Here is a 25,802-nt window from a genome sequence, read left to right as displayed (position 1 = left end):
GTTGGTGTTGGCCCGGGCGACACTCCGCGTACAGCGGATCGCGCCCCGCCCGTCACCAGCGGCCCGCGCCTCACTTGTCGATGTCGCCGACCACGAAGAACAGCGACCCCAGGATCGCGACCATGTCGGCGACCAGGGTGCCCGGCAGCAGCTCCGTCAGCGCCTGGATGTTGTTGAACGAGGCGGAGCGCAGCTTCAGGCGGTACGGCGTCTTCTCGCCCTTGGAGACGAGGTAGTAGCCGTTGATGCCGAGCGGGTTCTCCGTCCAGGCGTACGTCGCGCCCTCGGGGGCCTTGAGCACCTTCGGGAGCCGCTGGTTGATCGGCCCCGGGGGCAGCTCGGCAATCCGCTCCAGGCAGGCGTCGGCCAGGTCCAGCGCATTGTGGGTCTGCTCCAGCAGCACCTCGAAGCGGGCCAGGCAGTCGCCCTCGGAGCGGGTGACGACCTTCAGGGTGTCCTGCAGCTCCCCGTAGGCCAGGTACGGCTCGTCGCGGCGCAGGTCGAAGTCGACGCCCGAGGCGCGGCCGATCGGGCCGGAGACGCCGTACGAGTGCACGGCCTCCGGGGTCAGCACGCCGACGCCGCGGGTCCGGCCGCGGAAGATCTCGTTGCCCAGGACGAGGCGGTCGAAGACGTCCATGCGGGAGCGGACCGCGGCCACCGCGTCGCGGGCGCGGCCGAGCCAGCCGGCCGGCAGGTCCTCCTTGAGGCCGCCGACGCGGTTGAACATGTAGTGCATCCGGCCGCCGGAGATCTCCTCCATGACGTTCTGCAGCTCTTCGCGCTCGCGGAAGGCGTGGAAGACCGGGGTGATCCCGCCCAGCTCCAGCGGGTAGGAGCCGAGGAACATCAGGTGGTTGAGCACGCGGTTCAGTTCGGCGAGCAGCGTACGGGTCCAGACGGCCCGCTCGGGGACCTCCATGCCGAGCATCCGTTCGACGGCCATCACGACGCCGAGCTCGTTGGAGAACGCCGACAGCCAGTCGTGGCGGTTGGCGAGCACGATGATCTGGCGGTAGTCGCGCGCCTCGAAGAGCTTCTCGGCGCCGCGGTGCATGTAACCGATCACCGGTTCGGCGTGACTGATGCGCTCGCCGTCCAGTACCAGGCGCAGCCGCAGCACTCCGTGCGTGGAGGGGTGCTGGGGCCCGATGTTGAGCACCATGTCCGTGCTCTCCGCCGCACCGCCAATACCGACCATCGTCTCCGTCATGGGGACAGTCTGACAGCTCCGGCAGGCAGCCCGACCGGCTGGACCAGCCACTGGAAGGCCCCCAGGCCGCCCGGGTCGGTCAGCTCGGCGGCCTCGCCGGCCCCGCCGAGTGCCCGCAGGTAGGCGGCCGGGTCGGTGGACGCGAGGGACAGCGGCGGCCGCCCGCCGTCGACGCCGAGGGCGCGCAGCGCGGCCCGCTGGGTGAGCAGCAGCGCCCCGGTACCGCCGGCCGCCGCGCAGGCGTCCAGCGCGACGTGCGCGGTGATGTCGCAGCCGCCGTCCGGTACGGCGGCCACCTCGCGGCCGTCACGGAAGCCGGTGAGCGTGCCGTACGGCGGGCGTGCGTCCCGTACGTGCGCGTAGTCCGCGGTCACGGCGAACCCGCGGCGGAGCGTCCCCACCGCGCGCGCCCAGGCGGCGTCCCGCGGCCGTCCGATCTCGGCGCGCCCGCCCGGCCCCTCGGGGCCCGCGTCCCCGGCCCCCGAAGCGGTGCCCGCTGCGTCCCCGGCCTCCGAAGCGGTGCCCGCCGAGCCTCCGGCCTCCGAAGCGCTGCCCGCCGCGTCCGCGGCCTCCGAAGCGCTGTTCGCCGTGTCGCCCGAAGGCCACCACTCCGCCAGCCAGGCGGCGTCCTCGCCCGTCACGGGAGGGCCGAGCCGCTCGGCGCCGTCGGCGGGCCGGACGAGCACGTGGCGGAGTACGCCCTCGGAGTCCGTCTCGGCGACGTCCACCGGGACGTTGTCCAGCCACTCGTTCGCGAAGACCAGGCCGGTGAGCGTCCCGGGGGCGGGCAGCTCGTCGCGCCAGGCGATCCGCGGGTCCAGCCCTTCCGGGCGGGGCGCCTTCTCCACGACGTGCGCGCGCAGCCGCGCGGGCAGGCCGCCGGCCGCCGGATCGCCGGGTGTCGCGTCCAGGGCGGTCAGCACGCCGCTCAGCAGCTCGCCGCGGCCCGCGCCGATGTCCAGGACGTCCAGCCGCTCCGGGCGCCCCAGCGCCTCGTCCACGCGCTCCAGCAGCCGCGCCACGGCGCCCGCGTACAGCCGCGAGGCGTGCACCGAGGTGCGGAAGTGCCCGGCGGGCCCGGGGCCGTCCGCGCGCGTGTAGAAGCCGCCGGGCCCGTACAGCGCCCGTTCCGTCGCGTCCCGCCAGCCGTACCACTCGTTCGTCACGGCTTCACGGTACGGGCGGCCCGGGCGCTCTCCGGCATCCACCTTGGGGAGTACGGAGCGCGCACAGGATCGCCCCTTCGGTTGACTCGTACACCTATCCGCGCTGCCTACGCTGGGTTACGTGCAGCGTCTCTACGACTTCTTCCGCAGGCACCCGACAGGTGTGGACACCTTCTGGGCGCTGCTGCTCCTCGGGTTCGCCGGACTGTGGCTGATGTCGGACATCCTCCGGGGTTCGCTCCAGTACGCGGTCGCGGTGGTCGTCGTCCTGTCGCTGTGCACGGTGGTAGCGCTGCGTCGCCGGGCACCGGTGAAGATGCTGCTGCTGGCGACCGCCGCCGGCCTCGCGCAGCTGGCCTTCGACGTGGAGCCGAACCCGGCCGACTTCGCGATGCTGGTGATCATCTACACCGTCGCGTGCGGCAACGTCCGCTGGGCCTCCCGGTACGCGCTGATCGGCGGCATCCTCTCGCCGGTCCTCTCCAGGCTCCGCTGGCACGAGCCCGACCCGTACACCACGGCCTGGCAGGACGTCGTCGTCACCGTCTTCCTGGGCGTGCCGTTCGTACTGGCCTGGGTGATGGGCGACTCGCTGCGCACGCGTCGTGCCTACTGGGCGCAGCTGGAGGAGCGCGCGGCCCGCCTGGAGAAGGAACGCGAGACGCAGTCGCGGATCGCGGTGGCGGCGGAGCGCGCCCGCATCGCCCGGGAGCTGCACGACGTCGTCGCGCACAACGTGTCGGTGATGGTGGTGCAGGCCGACGGCGCCGCCTACGTCCTCAAATCCGCGCCCGACCAGGCCCGGCAGGCGCTGGAGACCATCTCCGGCACCGGCCGGCAGGCGCTCGCCGAGATGCGCCGGCTGCTGGGCGTGCTGCGGACCGGCGAGGGTGCCGAGGGCGGCGAGTACGTGCCGCAGCCCGGCGTCGAACAGCTCGCCGACCTCGTGGAGCAGGTGCGGGGCGCGGGCCTGTCCGTGGAGTTCACGGTCCACGGCGAGGAGCGGCCGCTGCCCAGCGGCGTGGAGCTGACCGCGTACCGCATCGTCCAGGAGGCGCTGACCAACACCCGCAAACACGGCGGCCCCGGCGTCGGTGCGTCGGTCAGCATCGTCTACGGGGAGCAGAACCTCGAACTGCTCGTCGAGGACGACGGACGCGGCGCGCAGCACGAGCTGTACGAGGACGGCGGCGCCGACGGGCTGGGCCACGGCCTGATCGGCATGCGGGAGCGCGTCGGTATGGTCGGCGGCAGTCTGGACGCGGGGCCGCGGCCGGGCGGCGGCTTCCGTATCAGTGCCGTGCTGCCGCTCGCTCCGGTGCGCTGACGGGCGCGCCACTACGGACGCGCCGGCCGGCGTGTCCTCTTGTTGACCGAAGCCCCGAAGGGACGGACCCCTGCCATGACCATCCGCGTGATGCTCGTCGACGACCAGGTGTTGCTGCGCACCGGCTTCCGGATGGTGCTCGCCGCCCAGCCGGACATGGAGGTCGTCGCGGAGGCGGGCGACGGGGTGGCCGCCCTGGAGGCACTGCGGGCGACCCGGGTCGACGTGATCCTGATGGACGTGCGGATGCCGAACCTGGACGGCGTGGAGACCACCCGGCGGATCTGCGGGGACGGCACGGTGGAGGACGCGCCCAAGGTGCTCATCCTGACCACCTTCGACCTGGACGAGTACGCGTTCTCCGCGCTCAAGGCCGGGGCCAGCGGCTTCATGCTCAAGGACGTGCCGCCGGACGAGCTGCTGGCGGCGATCCGCGCCGTGCACAGCGGCGACGCGGTCGTCGCGCCCTCCACCACCCGCCGGCTGCTGGACCGCTTCACGCCGATGCTGCCGTCGGCCACGCCGCAGGAGGGCCGCCCGGAGCTGGGCCGGCTCACCGAACGGGAGCGCGAGGTGCTGCTCCTCGTGGCGCAGGGCCTGTCCAACGGGGAGATCGCCGCGCGTCTCGTCCTCTCCGAAGCCACGGTCAAGACGCACGTGGGCCGCATCCTCACCAAGCTCGAACTGCGCGACCGCGTGCAGGCCGTCGTGCTGGCCTACGAAACGGGCCTGGTACGGGCGGGCGGCGGCGCATCATAGAAGGACCGCTGTCTCCTACTTCCAGGGAGAGCACCGTGACCGACCGCAAGCCGCCGGGCGTCAGCTTCGAGACCTGGGTCGACCGGCAGATCAGGGAGGCCGCCGAGCGGGGTGAGTTCGACGACCTGCCCGGTGCCGGGAAGCCCCTCACGGGCCTGAACAAGCCGTACGACGAGCTGTGGTGGGTGCGGGACAAGATGGTGCGGGAGGGCGTGTCCTACCTGCCGCCCACGCTCGCGCTGCGCAAGGAGGCCGAGGACGCGCGGGCCGCGGCGCGCGCCGCCCGGTCCGAACGCGAGGTGCGGCGGATCGTCGCGGACGTCAACGCCAGGATCCGGGAAGCCCTGAAGAACCCGCCTCCGGGGCCGCCGCTGGGCATCGGGCCGCTCGATCCCGAAGAGGTCGTCGGGGAGTGGCGCGCCGATCTCCGGGAGCGGGTCCGCAAGCGCGACGCCTCCTGAGAGCACGCGGCCGCGGCGCTTCGGAGGCCGCGGCCGGTCAGCGCAGTACGCCCTCCAGGAAGTCACTGCCGAGCCGGGCGACGACCGGGAGGTCCAGCTGGTGCAGCACGTACCGGCCGCGGCGCCGGGTCCGGATCAGGCCCGCCTTCTTCAGGATGGCCAGGTGCCGGGAGACCTCGGGTGCGGTGATGCCGTGCTCGGCGGCCAGCTCTCCGGTGGTGAACGCGGTCCTGGCGAGGTTGCGGCAGATCCGGACACGCATCGGGTGGGCCAGCGCCTCCAGACGCTGCTGGAGCAGCTCCACGGAGGCCGTGCCGGACAGCTCGGGCCTGGCCACCGGGTAGTGGACCACCGGCCGCCAGCCCGGCGCGTGCAGCACCATCAGGTGCGGCCAGCCCAGGGACGACGGCACGAACGTCAGGCCGGCGCCGACCGCGGGATTCACGGCGGTGGCACGCCCGTTGCTGAGCTTGTCCACCGTGATGCGGCGCTGCTCCTCGTCCAGGGACAGGGCAGTGGACACCTCGGACAGCGCGTCGGCCAGCCCCTTGTGGCGCAGCACCTCCGCCTTGTGCCGCGCGTCGGCCGCCAGTTCCACGCGGACCCGCTGCCACACGTCCCCGAAGAACGCCGCGTCGCAGTCCTCGAAGAAGCGGCGCAGCCAGGCCCGTACGGCGGGCGGATCGGCCAGCAGCCGCCGGGCGAACTCCGCCTGGCGCGGCCCGCGCGCCATCGCCCGCTCCAGCGCCTGTTCCCGTGCCTCGGCGTCGACCAGCGGGGACGGGCCGCCGCGGCAGTAGAGGCTGGCGCAGGAGATCTCCAGCGCGGCGGCGACGTACAGCTCGTCGTCCAGCCGGTCCATCAGGTCCAGGTCCTCGGCGAGCGTCGCGCCGGGCAGCCCATGGGTGTCGGCGAGCGCGGCGAACGGCAGCGAGATGTCGGAGAACGTCGGGCCCCACAGGAAGTCCGCCTCGTGCAGCCGGTCCGCCAGGTCCGGCTTGAGCGCGGCGCAGGTCGCCGTGGTCCAGCCGTGCAGCCCGGGGTGGTGGCCCGGCTCGGTCAGCGCGTGCAGGGCGGTGCCGAGCTCCGCGAGGGGGGAGGGGGCGAAGACGATGCGCTCCTCCGGCAGGCCGGTGATGTCGATCTGGATGCCCATGCGTCCTCCCCGCTTCGTACGCGCCGTCCCCCGGCCCCGTACGCCCATCATGCGTGACCTGCGGAGCATCGCCGGCGACGGTTGACGGCTCCCGTCAATCCACGTGCCTCCGCCGGCGCCCGCCGCCCACCGTTGAGGACATGAACGCGATGCAGCAGCACATGATCGATGCCTACCGCGCCGCGCAACGGGGAGAGGCCGCACCGCCGTTGCCGGGCGCCGGCGATGTACGGGCACTGCGCGCCCTGCGGGACTGGCGGCGCTTCGAAGCCGTCGTCACCGCGCCCGCCGACCGCCTCCCGGCCCGGCTCCGGCGCGCCGTACGGAGCCTCCTGAGCCCCCGTACGGCCGTCTCAGCCCCCGTCGGCCACCGTCCGTACCCGGGCGAGGAAGTCCGCGAGAACGCCCCGCACGTCGGCGGCAGTCCAGCCCAGTGCGGCTGAGGCCACGTGCACCTCGGTGACCGCCAGGCCCGGTACGCCCCCGTCCCGCCAGCGGCGGAAGAGCGCCGTACGGGTCTCCTCGGCCAGCCGCAGGCCCGCCTCGTCCAGCACCTCGGGGGAGTACGGCAGCCACACCTGGAAGTCGTGGGTGTGCGGCGGGTCCGGGTGCACCCGGAACCACGGCACGCCGTGCTCCGCCAGGCCCTCGTTCAGCGCCCCGGCGACGACCTTCGCGTGGGCGACGTACTCCGGGAGCCGGGGCAGTTCCCGGTCCAGCCCCGACAGTGCGGCCAGCGCGGCCGGCCACTGCTGGAAGGGCAGCCCGCCGTATCGGTGCCGCCACGCCCGCGCCTCGGCCACGAAGTCCTCGGTGCCGGCCAGCGCGGCCCCCGATATCCCGCCGAGCGACTTGTAGAACGACACGTACACGCTGTCGGCCAGCTCGGCGATCTCCCGGAGCGGCCGCCCGAAGTGCGGTGCCGACTCCCACAGCCGCGCCCCGTCGAAGTGCACCACCGCGTCCCGCTCCCGTGCCGCGTCCACCACGGCGACCAGCTCGTCCCACGAAGGCAGCACGAGCCCGGCGTCCCGTAGCGGCAGCTCCAGCGCGAGCGTCCCGAAGGGCTCGTCCAGGGCGCTCACCTCCTCGGCGGTCGGCAGCCGCGGCTCCCGCGTCGGATGGATCATCCGCAACCCGCTGACCACGGCGTACGCGTCCCGCTCGTACAGTTCCAGGTGGGAGAGCGGATGCCCGGCCACCGTGGCGTTCCCCGTGCGCCCCGCCCAGCAGCGCAGCGCGACCTGCTGCGCCATCGTGCCGGTGGGGAAGAACGCCGCGTCCTCGGTGCCCAGCAGCTCCGCCGTGCGGCGCTCCAGGACGCCGACGATGCCCTCCTCGTCGGCGTAGAAGTCCACGGGGCCGTCCAGGTCGTGGCTCTCGGCGCCCTCCGCCGTGAGGCGCCGCAACCGCTCGGCAAGGGAGTCGTCGGTGACGCTGCGCGTCAGCATCCGCTCGCAGCCGCGCCATGCCGCCAGCCGCCGCGTCCGCTCTTCCTGGTCGGCCATCCGCTGCCCGCCTCCCGGCCTCGCCCGCGCACTGCCCGTGCAGGGGCCCGATCATCCCGTACCGGCTTGCGGGCGGCGACCGACTTTTGCGCGATCACGAGACGCCCGTCTCACCTGCCCGCCGTCCCTCGGGCCCGCGGGGAACACCGCGTAGCATGACCAGGAAACGTCCGGTACCCCCCGCGGACTGGAACGGAAGGCCATCGCCGCGTGAATGACATTCCCTCCACAGAAGCCCAGGACCGCCCCGCCCGGCTCACCGTCGGCGTCGTCGGGGCCGGCCGCGTAGGGCCCGCGCTCGCCGCGGCACTGCAGCTCGCCGGGCATCGTCCGGTCGCCGTCTCGGGCGTCTCCGACGCCTCCCGGCGGCGCGCCGCCGCGCTCCTGCCCGACGTGCCGCTCGTGCCGCCGGAGGAGGTCCTCGCGCGCGCCGACCTGGTGCTGCTGACGGTCCCCGACGACGCGCTGCCCGGCCTGGTCGCCGGGCTCGCCGAGACCGGCGCCGTACGGCCCGGACAGCTGCTCGTGCACACCTCGGGGCGGTTCGGCGCCGGCGTGCTGGACGAGGCCACCCGGGCCGGCGCGCTGCCGCTGGCGCTGCACCCCGCGATGACGTTCACCGGCACGTCCGTCGACGTCCAGCGGCTGGCCGGCTGCTCCTTCGGGGTCACCGCGCCCGAGCAGCTCCGGATGGCCGCCGAGGCGCTGGTCATCGAGATGGGCGGCGAGCCGGAGTGGATCGAGGAGGCCGCCCGGCCGCTGTACCACGCGGCCCTGGCCATGGGCGCCAACCACCTCGTCACCCTGGTCGCGCAGTCCCTGGAGCTGCTGCGCAAGGCCGGGGTCGCGGCCCCGGACCGGATGCTCGGCCCGCTGCTCGGCGCCGCCCTGGACAACGCCCTGCGCTCCGGTGACGCGGCGCTGACCGGCCCGGTCGCCCGCGGCGACGCCGGTACGGTCGCCGCGCACGTCACCGAGTTGCGCAAGCACTCCCCGCAGGCGGTCTCCGGTTACCTCGCCATGGCCCGCACGACGGCGGACCGGGCGCTCGCGCAGGGCCTGCTCAAGCCGGAGCTCGCCGAGGACCTGCTCGGCGTGCTCTCCGATGTCGCGGACCGCACGGAGGGAGGCACCCGATGAACACCACGGCACACCACCCCGCCGGTACGGAGGCCCACGTCCTGCCGACGGCACCGGCTCCCGCCGCGGCCGGTCCCCGGCCGGTGGGCACCGCCGCCGAACTGCGCGCCCTGCCGCGCCGCGGCCGCCGCGCCGTCGTGATGACCATGGGCGCGCTGCACGAGGGCCACGCGACGCTGATCCGTACGGCGCGCTCCCACGTCGGCCCCGAGGGGCAGGTCGTCGTCACCGTCTTCGTGAACCCGCTGCAGTTCGGGGCCGGCGAGGACCTGGACCGCTACCCGCGCACGCTGGACGCCGACATCATGATCGCCGGCGAGGCCGGTGCCGACGCGGTCTTCGCGCCGTCGGTCGAGGAGGTCTACCCGGGCGGAGAGCCGCAGGTGCGGATCGCCGCGGGCCCCATGGGCGACGTCCTGGAGGGCGCCTCGCGCCCCGGGCACTTCGACGGCATGGCCACCGTGGTCGCCAAGCTGCTGCACCTCACGGCGCCGGACGCGGCGTTCTTCGGGCAGAAGGACGCCCAGCAGCTCGCCATCGTGACGCGCATGGCGCGCGACCTGAACTTCCCCGTGCGGATCGTCGGCGTGGAGACCGTGCGGGAGGAGGACGGCCTGGCGCTCTCCAGCCGCAACCGCTACCTCTCCGCCGCCGAGCGCAGGACCGCGCTGGCTCTCTCCCGGGCGCTGTTCGCGGCCCGCGACCGGCTGGCCGCCGAGGAGACGCTGCGCGCCAGGGCCGGCGCCGGCAGCCACTCCGAAGCGCGCGCCGCCGGCCTGGCCGCCATGGGCGAGGACCGGGCGGCGGCCGACGCGCACGCCCTCGCGTACGCGGCGTCCGCCGACACCCCGCAGGGCCCGGCGGTGGCCCGTGCGGCCGCCCGCGCCGTCCTGGCGGACGCGGCCCGCCTCGACCCGCCGCTGGAGCTGGACTACCTGGAACTGGTCGACCCGGACACGTTCACGCCGATCCCGGACACGGAGCGCGCTCCGGAGGACGGGCCGTACAAGGGCGGGTACGAAGGCGAGGCGGTGCTCGCCGTGGCCGCCCGGGTCGGTACGACCCGCCTCATAGACAACATCCGCCTCACTTTCGGGCCCGCCGTGCCGCAGAGCGGACCCCCGTCAGCAGGAGAGCCACGATGACCGCAGGAGTGCCCCGATGACCGGGGTGACCGGGCCCGGCATACGCCTCGACGCCCCCGCGCCCGGCTGGGCCATCGACGCGGACGTCGTCGTGGTCGGCTCCGGCGTCGCCGGGCTGACCGCCGCACTGCGCTGCGCGGCGGCCGGGCACCGTACGGTCGTGGTCACCAAGGCCCGGCTGGACGACGGCTCCACGCGCTGGGCACAGGGCGGCATAGCCGCGGCCCTCGGCGAGGGCGACACCCCGGAACAGCACCTGGACGACACCCTCGTGGCGGGCGCCGGGCTCTGCGACGAGAAGGCCGTACGGACGCTGGTCACCGAAGGCCCGGACGCGGTGCGCCGCCTCATCGCCACCGGCGCGCGCTTCGACGCGGACGAGGACGGCGAGGAGATCGCGCTGACCCGCGAGGGCGGCCACCACCGGCGCCGGATCGCGCACGCGGGCGGCGACGCCACCGGCGCGGAGATCTCCCGCGCGCTGGTCGAGGCGGTACGCGCACTCGGGAGCGGCGAGCGCGAAGCGCACTCCACCGGGGGCGGTGGGGACCTGCGCACCATCGAGAACGCGCTCGTCCTGGACCTGCTCACGGACGCCGAGGGCCGTACGGCCGGCGTCACCCTGCACGTGATGGGCGAGGGCCAGCACGACGGCGTGGGCGCCGTGCACGCGCCCGCCGTGGTGCTCGCCACCGGCGGCATGGGCCAGGTCTTCTCGGCCACCACCAACCCGTCCGTCTCCACGGGGGACGGCGTCGCGCTGGCCCTGAGGGCCGGCGCCGAGGTCTCCGACCTGGAGTTCGTGCAGTTCCACCCGACCGTGCTCTACCTGGGCCCGGAAGCGGAGGGGCAGCAGCCGCTCATCTCCGAGGCGGTGCGGGGCGAGGGCGCACACCTCGTGGACGGCGACGGTGTGCGCTTCATGGTGGGGCAGCACGAGCTGGCCGAACTGGCGCCCCGCGACATCGTCGCCAAGGGCATCATGCGCCGCGCCCAGGAGCAGGGCACCGAGCACATGTACCTGGACGCGCGGCACTTCGGGGCGGAGATGTGGGAGCGGCGCTTCCCGACCATCCTGGCGGCCTGCCGCAGCCACGGCATCGACCCGGTCACCGAGCCGATCCCGGTGGCGCCCGCCGCGCACTACGCCTCCGGCGGCGTCCGCACCGACCTGCGGGGCCGGACGACCGTGCCGGGCCTGTACGCGTGCGGCGAGGTCGCCTGCACCGGTGTGCACGGCGCGAACCGGCTCGCCTCCAACTCCCTCCTGGAGGGCCTGGTCTTCGCCGAGCGGATCGCCGCCGACATCGGTACGCGGCCCCTCCCGCGGCCCGGGGAGCCCCGGCTGCCCGACGGGCCGCCCATGCCGCTGCTCGCGCCCGAGGCGCGCTTCGAGATCCAGCGCCTCATGACCGCGGGCGTCGGAGTGCTGCGCTCAGCGGCGAGCATGGCGGAGTCCTTCAAGGGCCTCGTCCGGCTGGCCTCCAGTGCCTCGGCCGAATCCGCCGGGGAGGACAAGGCCGCCGAGCCCGGCGTGGAAGCATGGGAGGCCACGAACCTCCTGCTGGTCGCGCGTGCCCTGGCCGCCGGTGCCCGGGCGCGCGAGGAGACCCGCGGCTGCCACTGGCGGGAGGATCACCCCGAACGGAACGACGAGGTCTGGCGGCGCCACTCCGTGGTGACGTTCAGCGCGCCGCACACGGTGGAATTCCGCGCCACGGACTCCGCCGACTTCCCCGCCACCCACCCCGAAACGGAGCCGAACCCGTGAGCACGCCCGACGACCTCCCCCTCCTCCAGATCGGCGCTCCGGGCCGAAGCACGGACACCGGAGGCTGCGGCGACGGCTGCGGCTGCGGCGCGGGCGACGGCTTCGAGCTGGACCCGATGGAGTGCGGCCTGGACCCGGATCTGGCCGCGCTCCTGGTGAACGCCGGGCTGGACCCGGTACAGGTCGAGGACATCGCGCACATGGCCATCGAGGAGGACCTCGACCAGGGCGTGGACGTCACCACCGTCGCGACCATCCCCGAAGACGCCGTCGCCACGGGCGACTTCACCGCCCGCGACGCCGGTACGGTCGCGGGCCTGCGGATCGCCGAGGCCATCCTCTCGGTGGTCTGCACCGACGAGTTCGCGGTCGAGCGGCACGTCGAGGACGGCGACCGGGTCGCGGCCGGGCAGAAGCTGCTGTCGGTCACCACCCGCACCCGTGACCTGCTGACCGGCGAGCGCAGCGCGCTGAACCTGCTCTGCCGGCTCTCCGGCATCGCCACCGCCACCCGCGCCTGGGCGGACGCCCTGGAGGGCACGAAGGCCAGGGTGCGCGACACCCGGAAGACGACGCCGGGCCTCCGCGCGCTGGAGAAGTTCGCCGTGCGCTGCGGTGGCGGCGTCAACCACCGCATGTCCCTCTCGGACGCGGCGCTCATCAAGGACAACCACGTCGTGGCGGCGGGCGGCGTCGCCGAGGCGTTCAAGGCCGTACGGGACGAGTTCCCGGGCGTGCCGATCGAGGTCGAGGTGGACCGGCTGGACCAGATCCCGCCGATCCTCGCCGAGGGCGCCGACCTGATCCTGCTGGACAACTTCACGCCCGAGCAGACCCGGGAGGCGGTGGAGCTGGTCGCGGGCCGCGCGTTCCTGGAGTCCTCCGGCCGTCTCACCCTCGGCAACGCGCGCGTCTACGGGGAGACCGGCGTGGACTACCTCGCCGTCGGCAGCCTCACCCACTCCTCGCCGATCCTCGACATCGGCCTCGACCTGCGCGAGGAGACCGAGTCCGCCGGGGAGGCGCGGGCCTGATGCTGCTGACCATCGACGTCGGTAACACGCACACCGTTCTCGGCCTGTTCGACGGTGAGGAGATCGTCGAGCACTGGCGGATCTCCACCGACGCCCGCCGCACAGCCGACGAACTGGCCGTGCTGCTCAACGGCCTGATGGGCATGCACCCGCTGCTCGGTGAGGAGCTGGGCGACGGCATCGAGGGCATCTCCATCTGCTCCACCGTCCCTTCGGTCCTGCACGAGCTGCGCGAGGTCACCCGCCGCTACTACGGCGACGTGCCGGCGGTGCTCGTCGAGCCCGGCGTGAAGACCGGCGTGCCGATCCTCATGGACAACCCCAAGGAGGTCGGCGCCGACCGGATCATCAACTCGCTCGCGGCCGTGGAGCTGTACGGCGGCCCCGCGGTGGTCGTGGACTTCGGTACGGCCACGACCTTCGACGCGGTCAGCGCGCGCGGCGAGTACGTCGGCGGCGTGATCGCCCCGGGCATCGAGATCTCGGTGGACGCCCTCGGCGTCAAGGGCGCGCAGCTGCGCAAGATCGAGCTGGCCCGGCCGCGCAGCATCATCGGCAAGAACACCGTCGAGGCCATGCAGTCCGGCATCCTCTACGGCTTCGCAGGCCAGGTCGACGGCGTCGTGCAGCGGATGGCGCGGGAGCTGGCCGAGGACCCCGAGGACGTGACGGTCATCGCCACCGGCGGGCTGGCCCCGATGGTGCTCGGCGAGTCCTCCACGATCGACATGCACGAGCCCTGGCTCACCCTCATCGGGCTGCGCCTGGTGTACGAGCGGAACGTCGGACGGCAGTGACGCCCCGCGCATATGCGGCGCCCTGGAAGGGGCGTCGCGCATGCGCTCCGGGCGCCGCACCCGGGAATTTCAAATAACGGGGATTTTGTCCGTTTAGTAATTAAAGTCGGGCCATGCCCACGCCTTACGGATTCCGCGGCGGCATGGCGTTCAGCGCGGACGAACTGCGCGTGCTCCGCCGCGCCCTCGCCACCGCCCTCCAGCCCCTCCCCGCCTCCGGCCACGCCCCGGCCGGCTCCGTACCCGCGTCCCGCGACCCGCGGCGCACCGAAGAGGTCCAGGAATGCCTCCGGCTCACCGAGGCCCTGGACGAGGCGGTGCGCGAGGGCGCCCGGCTGCGCGCCTTCCAGCTCGCCGATCTCGCCCGGCACCGCGAGGCCCTCCCGGGCTCCGCGTACGGCTACCTGGGACGCCTCCAGGACGCCCTGGCGGTCGGCTGCGCGCCGGGCCCGGACGACCTCGCCGCGCTCCGTGTGCTGCGCTCGCTGGCCGTCGGCCCGGCCGAGCGGGCCCGCCGCACCGCCCTGCTGCGCCGCTGCGAGCAGGCCGCCGAGCACTCCGTACGGACCCCGTTGCGCGCGCTCCCCGGCGGCCGGTCGGCCGACGAACCGGAGCGCCCGGCGGAGCCGCAGCCGGCGCCGCAGCCCGGCCGGCCCGGTCCCGCGGGCCCGCGGCCCGACCGCCGCGACCGGCCCGTCCCCACGCCCGGCGAGGTCTTCCCGCCGCGCCGCAGGCCCACTCCGCCCCCCGCGGCCCGGACCGCCTGAGCCCGCCGCGTACTCTGGAAGCCTCGTCGCACAAGGAGGCCCTCGTCATGGATTACGTGTCAGCTCTGCTTCCCCCCGTCGTGATGGCCATCGCCTTCACCGGGGTCATCGTGACGATCGTCAAGAGCCAGGGCGGCGCGAACAAGGCCAAGGAGGACGCGGCCGTGGACGCCGTGCTCCAGAGCGCCGAGGCCGCCCGCCAGGAGCCGAAGGCGCACGGCGCCTGAGACACGCGCCGACCCGCGGCGGTCGGCGCCGGCCCGCGGGCCTCACGAATACCGACGTATGGCCTGGGATTGCGCATCCCGGGCCATACGCCTTTTTCTGCGAGGAATCGGTCCCGCACCCCTGTCAACACGCGGCATTCTGGACATCTCCCACTATTGTTCTCGTGTGCCGAGACGTTTGGGTGAACTGGAAGATGCCGTCATGACGCGGGTCTGGCAGTGGAACCGGCCGGTAACCGTTCGGGAAGTCCTCGAAGATCTGCAGAAGGAACGGTCGATCGCGTACACCACCGTGATGACCGTATTGGACAACCTTCACCAGAAGGGCTGGGTGCGGCGAGAAGCGGAAGGCCGCGCCTATAGATATGAGGCGGTCTCCACTCGCGCCGCCTACTCGGCCGCACTGATGAACGAAGCGTGGTCGGTCAGCGACAACCCCGCCGCCGCCCTCGTCGCCTTCTTCGGGATGATGTCGCAGGAACAGCGGCAGGCCCTCCGCGATGCGATGCGCGTCGTACAGGCGGTAGGGCCCGAGGAAGTCACGGAACCCGGCGCTGGACCCCCGGAGTCGGAACGATAGCGTCCTTGCATGCCACCACTATCTAATGGCGTCACCGTCCGCCGGGCCCGGACCGCCGATGTGCCCGCCGTACGCCGCCTCATCGACTCCTACTCGCGTGACGGGATCCTGCTCGACAAAGCGACCGTCACGCTTTACGAGAGCATCCAGGAGTTCTGGGTGGCCGAGCGCGACGAGGACGCCGAGGTGGTGGGATGCGGCGCGCTGCACGTCATGTGGGAAGACCTCGCAGAGGTCCGTACGCTCGCCGTGGCCCCGCAGCTCAAGGGCGCCGGAGTGGGTCATCAGGTCCTGGACAAGCTGCTCCGTACAGCAAGCTGGCTGGGAGTGCGCCGTATTTTCTGTCTGACCTTCGAAGTCGACTTCTTCGCCAAGCACGGCTTCGTGGAGATCGGCGAGACTCCGGTCGACGGTGATGTCTACAGCGAGCTGCTGCGTTCCTATGACGAGGGCGTCGCGGAGTTCCTCGGTCTCGAACGAGTGAAGCCCAACACCCTAGGCAACAGCCGCATGCTTCTGCACCTGTGATCAGCGTTCTATGTCCGAATCGCGCCCCTATCTCATAGCTGTCGAACCCGGCGTTCCCCGGAGCTGCCGCATCTGAACCCGACCCGGGGGTTTGTGTTTTTCCCGGAAAAGCGGTTTGCTTTCCGTCGTAATCCACATTCGATGAAAGGGAAACCGGTGGCACAGAAGGTTCAGGTTCTTCTTGTCGACGACCTCGACGGTGGCGAGGCGGACGAGACCGTGACGTTCGCGCTCGACGGTAAGTCCTATGAGATCGACCTCAGCACCGGCAACGCGGAGAAGCTGCGCGACGCCCTTGAGACGTTCGTGAAGGCCGGTCGCCGTACCGGTCGTGCCGCGAGCGGCCGTGGCAAGGCGCGTGCCGCTTCCTCCGGCAACAAGGACACCGCTGAGATCCGTAAGTGGGCCAAGGAGAACGGTTACGAGGTCAACGACCGCGGCCGTGTCCCCGCGACGGTCCGTGAGGCATACGAGAAGGCCAACGGCTGATCACTGCGGAAGCGATCCGTTCGACCTTTTCCTGCGCGCAGCAACCGGGCCCGGTGGCATTCCGTTGCCGCCACGCTCACGAGCCGTACGAGGTCGGGGGCGCGCCCCATACGTGACGTACGGGGAACCCCACCACCGCCCCCGAGGCCTGCCCCGCTCCCCGTGGAGGGCAGCGTCGCCTCGACATCGCAGCCCGGCTCCGGAGGCCGCACCCACGCTCCTCGCGGACCGGTCCCCGCAGGCAGCCCGGGCCCCGCTGCCGGTACCGGCGCCGCCCCGCCGTGCGCGGCCGACGTCCACGGCGCAACGGGTGGGGGCGCGGGCATCAGGTCACCGGAGCCGAGAGCGGTCAGCTCAAGGTCCACCGAGCCCCACTCCAGCCACTCCAGTACCCCTGGCAGCTCCTCCGCCGCGCCCGTGGCCACCAGGAAGCGCAGAACCGGTTCTCCGGGCCTCTGGGAGCCGTCTGCGGGCTTCTCGCTCCTGCCGAGCGCGACGGGGCCCGTACGGCCCGCACGGCGCAGCGTGGCGAAGCCGGCCACCGCGGGCATCTCCAGGACGTCGAAGCGGATGCCCGTACGCAGTCCGAGCCGTGTGCCGCCGTCCGTCGGCCAGCCCAGCGTCTGCTCGTACCACCGCCGCGCGCCGGAGTCTGCGGCGTGCAGCGGTTCGCGGGGGCGCGGGAGCGCGATGGCCATGACCGGTGCAACTGCCTAAATGCTCAGAAGTTACGCTGGGTTGAGGCTCGGATACGTACCGTGCTCGCCGGGTGGGTATAGGACGGGCGTGCGGACGCGCTAAACGGCGCAAGGGTGTTCGCCCGTAGCGGAGCATGGCGGGCCGCGCGGATGGACTGTCAGAGGCAGCGGGTAAGACTTTTCGCGAGGGGAGGGACGATGAATCGCAGCGATGAGCGGGATGTTCGCGATACACGCGCCATGGGCGCGGGCGTGTCGGGAGCAGCGGCGTTCGCCATGGGCGTACTGGCATGGGGCGTATATGCCTGGCCTGCGGGAACATCGTCTCGCACCATCGGGTTGGAGCAGATGTCGGCTGTTCGGGGCAGGAGGCCAAGGACGGGTGTCGGCAGTTGGAATGAGCTGTCCCGCCCCGCGGGACTAGCATGCGGAAGGACAGGGAGGGGACCGACCCCTAACTGCCTGACCGCTCTGAGGAGCGATTAACGATGTTCGAGAGGTTCACCGACCGCGCGCGGCGGGTTGTCGTCCTGGCTCAGGAAGAAGCCCGGATGCTCAACCACAACTACATCGGCACCGAGCACATTCTCCTGGGCCTGATCCATGAGGGTGAGGGTGTCGCCGCTAAGGCCCTGGAGAGCCTCGGGATTTCGCTCGAGGCGGTCCGCCAGCAGGTGGAGGAGATCATTGGCCAGGGCCAGCAGGCCCCGTCCGGTCACATTCCCTTCACTCCCCGTGCCAAGAAGGTCCTGGAGCTGTCGCTCCGCGAGGCCCTTCAGCTCGGCCACAACTACATCGGCACCGAGCACATCCTGCTCGGCCTGATCCGCGAGGGCGAGGGCGTCGCCGCCCAGGTCCTCGTGAAGCTGGGCGCCGATCTGAACCGGGTGCGGCAGCAGGTCATCCAGCTGCTCTCCGGCTACCAGGGCAAGGAGACGGCCGCCGCCGGCGGCCCCGCCGAGGGCACGCCCTCGACCTCCCTCGTCCTGGACCAGTTCGGCCGCAACCTCACGCAGGCCGCTCGTGAGTCCAAGCTCGACCCGGTCATCGGGCGCGAGAAGGAGATCGAGCGGGTCATGCAGGTGCTGTCCCGGCGTACGAAGAACAACCCGGTCCTCATCGGCGAGCCCGGCGTCGGCAAGACGGCGGTCGTCGAGGGCCTGGCCCAGGCCATCGTCAAGGGCGAGGTGCCCGAGACCCTCAAGGACAAGCACCTCTACACCCTCGACCTGGGCGCCCTGGTCGCCGGCTCCCGGTACCGCGGTGACTTCGAGGAGCGCCTGAAGAAGGTGCTCAAGGAGATCCGCACCCGCGGCGACATCATCCTGTTCATCGACGAGCTGCACACCCTGGTGGGTGCGGGTGCCGCCGAGGGCGCGATCGACGCCGCCAGCATCCTGAAGCCGATGCTGGCCCGCGGTGAGCTGCAGACCATCGGTGCGACCACGCTCGACGAGTACCGCAAGCACCTGGAGAAGGACGCGGCCCTGGAGCGCCGCTTCCAGCCGATCCAGGTCGCGGAGCCGTCGCTGCCGCACACCATCGAGATCCTCAAGGGCCTGCGCGACCGCTACGAGGCCCACCACCGGGTCTCGATCACGGACGAGGCGCTGGTCCAGGCCGCTCAGCTGGCCGACCGGTACATCTCCGACCGCTTCCTGCCGGACAAGGCGATCGACCTGATCGACGAGGCCGGCTCCCGGATGCGCATCCGCCGGATGACCGCGCCGCCGGACCTCCGCGAGTTCGACGAGAAGATCGCCGACGTGCGCCGGGAGAAGGAGTCCGCGATCGACTCGCAGGACTTCGAGATGGCCGCGGGCCTGCGCGACAAGGAGAAGCAGCTCCTTGCCGCCAAGGCGAAGCGGGAGAAGGAGTGGAAGGCCGGCGACATGGACGTCGTCGCCGAGGTGGACGGCGAGCTGATCGCCGAGGTGCTGGCCACGGCCACGGGCATCCCGGTCTTCAAGCTCACCGAGGAGGAGTCCTCGCGTCTGCTGCGCATGGAGGACGAGCTGCACAAGCGCGTCATCGGCCAGAAGGACGCCATCAAGGCGCTCTCGCAGGCCATCCGGCGTACGCGTGCCGGCCTGAAGGACCCGAAGCGCCCCGGCGGCTCGTTCATCTTCGCGGGCCCGTCCGGTGTCGGTAAGACCGAGCTGTCCAAGACGCTCGCCGAGTTCCTCTTCGGCGACGAGGACGCGCTGATCTCCCTCGACATGTCGGAGTTCAGCGAGAAGCACACGGTCTCCCGGCTCTTCGGTTCGCCCCCCGGCTACGTGGGCTACGAAGAGGGCGGCCAGCTGACCGAGAAGGTCCGCCGCAAGCCGTTCTCCGTGGTCCTCTTCGACGAGGTCGAGAAGGCGCACCCGGACATCTTCAACTCCCTGCTGCAGATCCTGGAGGACGGTCGCCTGACCGACTCCCAGGGCCGGGTCGTGGACTTCAAGAACACCGTCATCATCATGACGACGAACCTCGGCACCCGGGACATCTCCAAGGGCTTCAACCTGGGCTTCGCCGCCCAGGGCGACGTGAAGACCGGCTACGAGCGGATGAAGAACAAGGTCAACGAAGAGCTGAAGCAGCACTTCCGGCCGGAGTTCCTCAACCGTGTCGACGACACGGTCGTCTTCCACCAGCTCACCGAGGAAGACATCATCCAGATCGTCGACCTGATGATCGCCAAGGTGGACGAGCGCCTCAAGGACCGGGACATGGGCATCGAGCTCAGCACCGAGGCCAAGTCGCTGCTCGCCAAGCGCGGATACGACCCGGTGCTCGGCGCCCGCCCGCTGCGCCGGACGATCCAGCGCGAGATCGAGGACGCCCTGTCGGAGAAGATCCTCTTCAGCGACCTGCGTCCGGGCCACATCGTGGTCGTCGATGTCGAGGGCGAGGGGGAGAACGCCAAGTTCACCTTCCGCGGCGAGGAGAAGTCGGCCCTGCCCGACGCCCCGCCGATCGAGTCCGCCACCGGCGGCTCGGGCCCGAACCTGAACAAGGACGCGTAAGCGCGAGCCCCGTTCGCTGCCCCGGAACCACCAGGTGGTTCCGGGGCAGCGGCGTTTTCGGCGCTTTCCGGCAAGGAAGGCCGCCGGCCGGTAGCGCGCCGACGGACGAGGGCCGTACGGGCCCTACAGCTCCACGACCTCGATGCCGTCGGGGACGCCGGACGGGCGGGGAAGGCGGCTGCCGATCAGGAGCGTGTCCAGGTGCGGGAAGGCGGTCAGCCAGTCCATCGGGACGCCCAGGTCGTAGGAGAGCCACAGCCGGGTCAGGGGCCCGGCGGCGATGCCCTCGATGAGCTGGTCGGGCGTGAACCGGCCGGCGATCTGGAGGTGCGGCCGGCCGCCCAGCCGGCGCAGCGCGTGCAGCTCCTCCAGGTCGGAGACCGGGAAGTACAGCTCGGTGTCGTCGAGGTGGGCGATGATCTCGCGGGCGTACCGCTCGGTGTCGTACTTCCGCCAGGCGCTCGCCAGCTGCGCCCGTACGTCCAGGTGCGGCCGCTCGCGCAGCCCGGTGAGGTAGTCGATGGCCATGTCGTCGCCGATGGAGGTGGCGGTGAGCGCGAGGAGGTACGCCTCCGCGTTGGTGGCCGTGGCGGGGTCCGGCAGCATCTCCAGGACGATCGGCCCGATCCAGCCCAGCGCACGCGCCCCGGCGGGCGTGGTCGGCCGCATCATGTCGCGGGTGAAGCGCTGCACCCGCCACCGGACCTCCGGGTCCAGCTCGGTGGCGTGCTCCAGGCAGGCGGCGGCCAGCAGCTTGCGGTGCCGGGCCTCCGCGGCCCGTACGCCCGCGTGCGGGGCCAGCAGGCCGTTCAGCAGCTGGGCGCACTCGTCGGGCCGGGCGAGGGCGACGGCCATCCGGATGACGTCCTCCCACTCCGTGTGGTGCGCGTGGTCCAGCAGCAGCGCGAAGTCGTGCTGCTGCACGGTGGCCCGCGCGGCCAAGTAGTCCTGGAACGTGCGGTGCACGAAGTCCACCGTGCCGGGCGTCGTCTCGCGCAGCAGCCCCGTACGGTTCAGCAGGTGCCGGTAGACGTCCTCGGCGTCGCCCTGCCGGGACGCGTCGGGGATGGCGGGCAGATGCCGGGCGAGGGTCTCGACGGCCGCGTCCCGGTCCATCTCGGACCGTCCGTTGACGAGCATCCAGTGGGCCAGCTTCTGCAGCAGCTGGACCTTCGGCTGCCGGGGCAGGTCGATGGCGTCGGTGGGGACCATCGCCCGTTCCCGGTCCCGCCGCTCCAGCAGCATCGACAGGCCCGCGTCGTACAGCTCCTTGCGGCCGTTGGGCAGATAGCCGCGCCGGTCCCGGTGGAGCGCGCACAGCAGCCCGCACATCAGCGGATTGGTCGCCAGCCGCCCCAGGTCCCGTGTGATGCGTACGGCGTTCAGCAGGGTCCGTTCGTAGTGGCCGAGCCGGTCCAGGTCGGCGGGCGACTGCTGGGCCGCGGCCCGGTGCCAGCGCTGGATGAACGCCGCGACGTCCTCCCGGCTCATCGGCGCCAGCCGCAGCTCGGTGAAGCCGTCGGAGGCCAGCCAGTCCTCCGGTACGGCGGACGGCCGGGAGGTCACCAGCCATACGTTGCCGGGGTACCGGGACGTCCACTCCCGCAGCCGCGTCCGCAGCAGCTCGCGGTCGTCCTCCGGGGCCTCGTCCACCCCGTCGACGAGCAGCAGTCCGCGGCCCGCCCGCAGCACCCGCTCCGCCCAGCCGGCCGGCTGCGCGTCCGCGCCCGGATGCCCCATGGCGTCCAGGAAGCCGTCCGGTGACGGTATGCCGGAGTGCGCGGCGAACCGCCGTACGGGCAGCAGGAACGGCACCCGGCCGGCCAGCTCCGCGCTCAGCGCCGGCGGCAGCTCGGCGCGGGCGGTGCCGACCGCGAGCCACTGCAACAGGGTCGTCTTGCCGGACCCCGCGACGCCCCGTACGAGCACCCTGTCCAGCCCGGCCAGCGCCTGCTCGGCGGGGACGGGCGGGGCCTGCGGGCCGGGATCCCGCTGCTCGCGGGCGCGCTGCCCCGACATCTCCGGCTGGCCGCGCTCGCACTGGAGCCCCAGATACGCGGCGTCCAGCGGCCAGCTGTCCGGGGAGTGCGCGAGGTCGATGCCGAAAATCGTGAGGTGGTTGTGGAGCACGGCGACGTCCCGTGCGTACCGCGCTTCGAAGGCGGCCTCGTCCGGGGCCGCCCCGGCCGGGAGGGGCCCGTCGCCCGGAAGGGCCTCGTGGCGGACGGGCTGGTCACCCGCGTCGGCGCCGTCCTGTCCGGCTGCCAGCTCCGCCAGCCGCCGCGTCTCCTCCACGAGGGTGCGCGCCACGAAGTCCGACCGCCGGGTGAAGAAGTGCAGGATGTGCACGGCCACGATGTCGAGCACGGCCCGGTACAGCGCGCGGCAGTCGTCGCTCAGCCCGTGCTCCACGTCCGGCACGGCGGCCCGCATCCGCTGCGCGAAGTCGCCGGGCCGCAGCCGTACGGCCTGCCAGTCGTCCAGCTCGGACGCGGCGAGCGCGGCGAGCGTACGGGCCAGCGCGCCGGCCACGGGTATGAGCGCCGCCTCGTCGGGCTCCGCGGGCTCCAGGAGCCGCTCCGCCAGGCGTTCGAGGTCCTCGTCGGTGAGCGCGGGCTTCTCCCCGCGGAAGACGACGAGCCTCGCCACGGGCACCGGCCGGTCGTCCGCCACCCCCGCCGCCGGATCCTCGTCCGCGCTCACGAACAGCGTTCTGACGAGCGGCCCGACGTGTCCGGGCACGAGGCGGGCGACGGCGGGCGTGGGATCCATGACGAGGTGTCCCCCGGTAACTGGTGGGCGTATGACGGCCTGTTGGGGCTCAGGGTAGGGGAGCAGGGCGGGATTGTGAGGGGGCCGGGACGTCGCCGGACGGTACGACGACGTCGAGTGCTTCCAGGCCGGGGAAGTGGCGCGCGACGGCTTCCCGGTCGGTGAACGCGCCCGTGGTATCGAAGAGCCGGAGAGTGACCAGACCGGGGAGCGTGAGCCCGGCCGGGCAGGCGGTGAGGCCGTCCGCGTCCATGCTGAGGTGCGTCAGCGAGTCCAGCGCCGCGATCGCCTCCCAGCCCGCGGCGTCCCGGGGGCAGGCCCGGGAGTCGAGCAGGAGCCGCCGCAGCCCCGGCCACGCCCGTACGACGAGCGGCCCCGACCAGTCGCGGGAGGCGGTGCCGCCCAGCCGCAGCCGCTGGAGCGGAGCGTCCTTCGGCAGGTCGTCGGGGCCCCAGGCGATGTCCGGCAGGTGGACCGTCAGATTGGTGATCCGGGACAGCGTGGCGAGGGGACGCAGCTCGCGGAGCCGGGAGAGGTGGAACAGGCCGAGCCGCTCCAACGGCAACCCGGCGAGGGACGAGAGGTCGCTGATGCGCGGGGTGTCGGAGAGGATCAGCTCGGCGAGCCGGGGGGTGTCGCGCAGGAACCCGAGGTCGTGGATGTCGTTCGCCTCGATCCGGAGGAAGCGGGCGCCGAATTCACGGGCGTACGACGCGAGCGCCTCCTGGGTGACCCTGCTGCGGATGTCGAGCAGCTCCCGGCCCCCCGCCTCCCGGAGCAGTCGCAGGTGTTCGTCGGTGTGGACCGAGAACATCAACTCGTCCGGGGCCAGGTGCCGGACGACCTCCGCCGCGTACCGTTCCGCGTCGAAGCGGTGCCAGGCCCACACCAGCTGTGAGCGGACCCGCAGCGCCGGATGGTCCCGGAAGCGGGCCAGGACCGGTACTGCTCGCTCCGATTCCACGTACGAGGCCGCGACCGTGACGGCGACGGCCTCGTCGTCGCTCAGCCCGTCCGGTCCCGGCAGCAGTTCCAGCACCAGCGGTCCCGCTGCGGCCAGTTCGCGGGCCTCGTGCGCCGAGCGGGGCGGCAGCAGTTCCGCCGTCCGTTCCTCCACGGCCCTGCGGACCGCCGGGTCCAGTTCGGAGGCGTGTTCCAGGCAGGCCAGGGCGAGAAGCTGGATGCGGACGCGTACCGGGCGCTCGGCCTCGCCGTCGGCCGCGTCCGCGCGCGCCAGCAACTCGCGGAGTATCTCGGCGCGTTCGCGCGGCCGTCCGTGTGCGACCGCCATCCGGATCACGTCCTCCCACTGGGAGTCGTGCGCGTGGGCGATCAGGAGGCCGATGTCCCACTCCTCGACGGCGGCCCGCGCGCCCAGGTAGTCCTGGAACGTGCGGTGCACGAAGTCGACGGCGCCGGGGGTGGATTCGCGCAGCAGGCCGCTGCGGAGCAGCAGATGCCGGAAGACCGCGCCGGCGTCCCCCTGGGCGGCCGCCGCCGGCACGGCGGGCAGCGCGTCCGTGATGATGCGCTCGGCGTGCTCCCGGTCCAGCTCGGCGCGGCCGTTCCGGATGAGCCAGTACGCGAGCCGCTGGAGCAGCTGGATCTGCGGTTCGTCGCTCAGCTCGATGCCGTCCGGGCCGTTCATGTCGCGTTCCCGGTCGCGGCGCGACAGCAGCATCGTGAGCGCCGCGTCGTACAGCTCCTTGCGCCCGTGCGGCAGGTAGCCGCGCCGGTCGCGGTGGAGGGCGCAGACGAGTCCGCACATCAACGGGTTGGTCGCCAGCCGTCCCAGGTCCTGTTTGGTGCGTACGGCGTGCAGCAGCGACTGCTCGTACGCGGCGAGCCGGTCCTCGTCCGCGGGGGCGTCGGCGCGCGCCGCGGCGTGCCAGCGCCCGATGAAGGCGGCCACGTCGTCCCGGCTCATCGGGGCGAGCGTCAGCTCGGCGAAGCCCTCGGCCGCGAGCCAGTCCTCGCGGACGGCGGAGGGCCGCGAGGTCACCATCCACAGGTTGTGGGGGAACGCGTCGAGGAGGTCGCGCAGCCACTGCCGGGTCCGGTCGCGCTCCCGCTCCGGTATCTCGTCCAGTCCGTCCACGAGGACCAGCCCGCGGCCGCTCGCCAGCACCCGGTGCGCCCAGCCGTCCGGCTGCGCGCCGGACACCGGGCAGCCGACCGCCGCGAGGAAGCGGTCCGGCGTGGGGAGGCCGCCCCCGGCGCGCTGGAGGGTGCGCAGGGGGAGGACGAAGGGGACCCGGCCGTAGAGGTGCGGCAGCGCGGTGGCGTCGCCCGCCGGGGTGCGGGTGACCGCGAGCCACTGCACCAGCGTGCTTTTGCCCGATCCGGCGACGCCGCGCAGCAGGATCCGGTCGTGCCCGGCCAGCGCGTGGTCGGCGCGGACCGGCGGGGCGGGCGGCGCTGGGGCGTCGGACAGGCCGTCGTACGCGTCCTCGGCGTCCCGGCCGGGGGTCTGCGGCGCGTACGTCGCCCGCAGGCTCAGATACGCCGCGTCCAGCGGCCACCGGTCCGGCGAATGCGCCAGGTCGATGCCGTAGATCGTCAGCCGGCCGTGCTTCTTCCCGAGGTACGCGAGGTAGTCCCGCTCGAAGGCGGTGTCCGCGGCCCGCGGCGACGGATTCCGTGCGATCAGCTCGTCCGTCAGTGCGATGAGCCGGTCCAGGCTGCGGCTCTGGTCGACGAGGGTGCGCGCGACGAACGTCGACCGCTGGGTGAAGAAGTGCACGACGTGCAGGCAGGCGGCGCCCAGCAGGACGTCGTACAGCTGCTCCGCGTCCCGCGAGAGGGCGCTCAGCGGCGCCCGGCCGGCCTCCTGCCGCAGCCGGACGGCGAGCGCCGGGGCGCCGAGCCGGACGGCCTGCACGTCGTCCATGTCCAGCGTGCCGAGGCCGTACAGGGTCCGCGCGAGCGCGTCGGCGACGGCGGCCTCCTCATCGGCGGGTACGGGCCGCTCGCCGGGCCCCGCGGCCCGTACCGCGCGGGCCACCAGCTCCTCGGCGATCTTCCGCAGGTCGCCCTCGGTGAGTGTGCGCTTCTCGCCCGTGAACGACACCAGTGCCGATACCCGTACCGGCCGCTCCGCGAGCCCCGCGCCGGGCCCCTCCTGCACGAAGAGCTTCTTCACGAGCGGGGCCACGGCGGACGACGCCAGCCGGGCCCCGAGTGCCGCCGGTTCCATGCCGGGCTCCCCCTCCTGTGCCGGCCGAATGCGCCTTTCAGGTTACCGGGGTCA

The 25,802-nt window shown here is 72.8% G+C and carries 21 protein-coding genes; 14 read left to right on the top strand and 7 right to left on the bottom strand.

Annotation, left to right across the window (positions count from 1 at the left end):
* Positions 1-70 precede the first annotated feature (70 nt).
* Complete coding sequence (locus tag ACZ6WH_RS19560) at positions 71-1,213, bottom strand: NADH-quinone oxidoreductase subunit D (protein ID WP_399714975.1); 1,143 nt, start codon at positions 1,211-1,213, stop codon at positions 71-73.
* Positions 1,210-2,379, bottom strand: a complete 1,170-nt coding sequence (locus tag ACZ6WH_RS19555) for an SAM-dependent methyltransferase (RefSeq protein ID WP_469729681.1) — start codon at positions 2,377-2,379, stop codon at positions 1,210-1,212. The genes ACZ6WH_RS19560 and ACZ6WH_RS19555 overlap by 4 nt, the downstream gene beginning before the upstream one ends.
* A 121-nt stretch (positions 2,380-2,500) precedes the next feature.
* On the opposite strand from ACZ6WH_RS19555, the gene ACZ6WH_RS19550 reads away from it, so the two are divergent.
* The 3 genes from ACZ6WH_RS19550 (at position 2,501) to ACZ6WH_RS19540 (ending at position 4,926) form a co-directional block, all read left to right on the top strand.
* Positions 2,501-3,706, top strand: a complete 1,206-nt coding sequence (locus ACZ6WH_RS19550; RefSeq protein ID WP_432857508.1) for a sensor histidine kinase — start codon at positions 2,501-2,503, stop codon at positions 3,704-3,706.
* A 75-nt stretch (positions 3,707-3,781) separates the two neighbouring features.
* Positions 3,782-4,465: a response regulator gene (locus ACZ6WH_RS19545; RefSeq protein ID WP_432857510.1), complete on the top strand. Its 684-nt coding sequence runs from the start codon at positions 3,782-3,784 to the stop codon at positions 4,463-4,465.
* A 35-nt stretch (positions 4,466-4,500) separates the two neighbouring features.
* Positions 4,501-4,926: a DnaJ family domain-containing protein gene (locus tag ACZ6WH_RS19540; RefSeq protein ID WP_469729680.1), complete on the top strand. Its 426-nt coding sequence runs from the start codon at positions 4,501-4,503 to the stop codon at positions 4,924-4,926.
* Positions 4,927-4,963: 37 nt separating this feature from the next.
* Here the strand turns inward: ACZ6WH_RS19540 and ACZ6WH_RS19535 are convergent, their stop codons facing one another.
* Both ACZ6WH_RS19535 and ACZ6WH_RS19530 read right to left on the bottom strand, forming a co-directional pair.
* On the bottom strand, positions 4,964-6,076 hold the full coding sequence (locus ACZ6WH_RS19535) for a DUF5937 family protein (RefSeq protein ID WP_469730005.1): 1,113 nt from the start codon (positions 6,074-6,076) through the stop codon (positions 4,964-4,966).
* Between the two features lie 359 nt (positions 6,077-6,435).
* Positions 6,436-7,590 (bottom strand): threonine aldolase family protein, encoded by a 1,155-nt coding sequence (locus ACZ6WH_RS19530; protein ID WP_469729679.1) that lies wholly within the window; start codon positions 7,588-7,590, stop codon positions 6,436-6,438.
* 210 nt (positions 7,591-7,800) lie between these two features.
* On the opposite strand from ACZ6WH_RS19530, the gene ACZ6WH_RS19525 reads away from it, so the two are divergent.
* From ACZ6WH_RS19525 to ACZ6WH_RS19480, 10 genes are all read left to right on the top strand, one after another.
* Positions 7,801-8,730, top strand: a complete 930-nt coding sequence (locus ACZ6WH_RS19525) for a Rossmann-like and DUF2520 domain-containing protein (protein WP_432857518.1) — start codon at positions 7,801-7,803, stop codon at positions 8,728-8,730.
* Complete coding sequence (panC, locus tag ACZ6WH_RS19520; RefSeq protein WP_469729678.1) at positions 8,727-9,875, top strand: pantoate--beta-alanine ligase; 1,149 nt, start codon at positions 8,727-8,729, stop codon at positions 9,873-9,875. The genes ACZ6WH_RS19525 and panC overlap by 4 nt, the downstream gene beginning before the upstream one ends.
* A 16-nt stretch (positions 9,876-9,891) precedes the next feature.
* The gene (locus ACZ6WH_RS19515) at positions 9,892-11,646 is read left to right on the top strand and encodes an L-aspartate oxidase (RefSeq protein WP_469729677.1); all 1,755 of its coding nucleotides are present in this window, start codon (positions 9,892-9,894) and stop codon (positions 11,644-11,646) included.
* Positions 11,643-12,680, top strand: coding sequence for a carboxylating nicotinate-nucleotide diphosphorylase (nadC, locus tag ACZ6WH_RS19510; RefSeq protein WP_469729676.1), 1,038 nt, complete (start codon positions 11,643-11,645; stop codon positions 12,678-12,680). Before ACZ6WH_RS19515 ends, nadC begins: the two co-directional genes overlap by 4 nt.
* Entirely contained in the window at positions 12,680-13,477 is a 798-nt protein-coding gene (locus ACZ6WH_RS19505; protein WP_030621709.1) for a type III pantothenate kinase, read from the top strand. Before nadC ends, ACZ6WH_RS19505 begins: the two co-directional genes overlap by 1 nt.
* A gap of 113 nt (positions 13,478-13,590) precedes the next feature.
* Positions 13,591-14,244, top strand: coding sequence for a hypothetical protein (locus ACZ6WH_RS19500; RefSeq protein ID WP_469729675.1), 654 nt, complete (start codon positions 13,591-13,593; stop codon positions 14,242-14,244).
* A 47-nt stretch (positions 14,245-14,291) separates the two neighbouring features.
* Positions 14,292-14,471, top strand: coding sequence for a hypothetical protein (locus tag ACZ6WH_RS19495; RefSeq protein ID WP_432857528.1), 180 nt, complete (start codon positions 14,292-14,294; stop codon positions 14,469-14,471).
* Between the two features lie 166 nt (positions 14,472-14,637).
* A complete protein-coding gene (locus ACZ6WH_RS19490) occupies positions 14,638-15,051 on the top strand; it encodes a BlaI/MecI/CopY family transcriptional regulator (RefSeq protein WP_361552548.1) in 414 nt (137 codons plus the stop codon).
* 9 nt (positions 15,052-15,060) lie between these two features.
* Entirely contained in the window at positions 15,061-15,579 is a 519-nt protein-coding gene (locus tag ACZ6WH_RS19485; RefSeq protein ID WP_361552545.1) for an amino-acid N-acetyltransferase, read from the top strand.
* A gap of 156 nt (positions 15,580-15,735) precedes the next feature.
* The gene (locus ACZ6WH_RS19480; RefSeq protein ID WP_030621700.1) at positions 15,736-16,068 is read left to right on the top strand and encodes a histone-like nucleoid-structuring protein Lsr2; all 333 of its coding nucleotides are present in this window, start codon (positions 15,736-15,738) and stop codon (positions 16,066-16,068) included.
* Here ACZ6WH_RS19480 and ACZ6WH_RS19475 read toward each other — a convergent pair.
* Positions 15,999-16,766: an SCO3374 family protein gene (locus tag ACZ6WH_RS19475; RefSeq protein ID WP_469729674.1), complete on the bottom strand. Its 768-nt coding sequence runs from the start codon at positions 16,764-16,766 to the stop codon at positions 15,999-16,001. The two genes, ACZ6WH_RS19480 and ACZ6WH_RS19475, sit on opposite strands and share 70 nt — an antisense overlap.
* 488 nt (positions 16,767-17,254) lie before the next feature.
* Here ACZ6WH_RS19475 and ACZ6WH_RS19470 point away from each other — a divergent pair, with 488 nt between their 5' ends.
* Complete coding sequence (locus ACZ6WH_RS19470; RefSeq protein ID WP_361552538.1) at positions 17,255-19,780, top strand: ATP-dependent Clp protease ATP-binding subunit; 2,526 nt, start codon at positions 17,255-17,257, stop codon at positions 19,778-19,780.
* Positions 19,781-19,903: 123 nt separating this feature from the next.
* On the opposite strand, the gene ACZ6WH_RS19465 is transcribed toward ACZ6WH_RS19470, so the two are convergent.
* Both ACZ6WH_RS19465 and ACZ6WH_RS19460 read right to left on the bottom strand, forming a co-directional pair.
* Positions 19,904-22,552, bottom strand: a complete 2,649-nt coding sequence (locus tag ACZ6WH_RS19465; RefSeq protein ID WP_469729673.1) for an NACHT domain-containing protein — start codon at positions 22,550-22,552, stop codon at positions 19,904-19,906.
* A gap of 49 nt (positions 22,553-22,601) precedes the next feature.
* Positions 22,602-25,748: an NACHT domain-containing protein gene (locus ACZ6WH_RS19460; RefSeq protein WP_469729672.1), complete on the bottom strand. Its 3,147-nt coding sequence runs from the start codon at positions 25,746-25,748 to the stop codon at positions 22,602-22,604.
* Positions 25,749-25,802: the final 54 nt, after the last annotated feature.

It is taken from the genome of Streptomyces sp. NPDC050806, from assembly GCF_055586425.1.
This window is presented reverse-complemented; position numbering and strand designations above follow the sequence as displayed.